Origin of the sequence: Actinosynnema sp. NPDC023658 (genome assembly GCF_040639995.1) — a bacterium.
In the GTDB taxonomy this organism is placed as follows: Bacteria; Actinomycetota; Actinomycetes; order Mycobacteriales; family Pseudonocardiaceae; genus Actinosynnema.
Genome location: NZ_JBFAAX010001402.1, coordinates 528 through 1177 on the forward strand (window position 1 = coordinate 528; position 650 = coordinate 1177).

The 650-nt window shown below is 75.8% G+C and carries 1 pseudogene; it reads left to right on the forward strand.

Annotated features, from left to right (window positions below):
* A pseudogene (locus AB0G02_RS41330) lies at window positions 1-650 on the forward strand (hypothetical protein); the annotation flags it as partial.

Genomic DNA, 650 nt, shown 5'->3' on the forward strand with positions numbered 1-650 from the left:
AGTGCGCGGGCGGCGCGTCGACCGCGGACGGCCGCATCGGCCCCGTCGGGCGCGGCAAGCCCCCGCGCGCCGAGCACCGCGAACACCGCGAGCAGAGCTGGGCGCCCACCGCGGCGCTGATGGTGCGGCACAGCTCGTTCCGGCGGGTGGGCGGGTTCGACGAGTCGTTCGACCCGGTGTCGCTGTGCGAGGACGTCGACCTGTGCTGCCGCCTGCGCGCCGACGGCGAGCGGCTGCGCTACGTCGGGTCGGTGGCGATGCGCCACTTCGAGGGCACCACGTTCAACCACGTCGGCCACGACAAGCTGCCCATCTGGAAGCGGCACATGCGGGTGATCCGCAGCCGGTGGGCCGACGTCTTCGCCGCAGGACCGGCGCACACGGCCGCGGACCTGGAGTGGGTGCCGGTGCGGAAGGACTACGCCGACCTGGACCGGCCGCGGGTGTCGGTGCCCACCGACCCGGCGCCCGACTCGGCCGACCTGAGCTTCTTCGCCAGCGACCGGGTGCTCGCCACGGCCGGACCCGCCGACGTGCGGGTCGTGGTCCTCGGCGCGGGGCCGGTGCCGGTGGCGCCCGGTGTGCGGGTGGTCGGGGTGTCCGATGCCGACGTGGGCGCGTTGCTGCCCGTCGCACGCGCGCACGGTGCG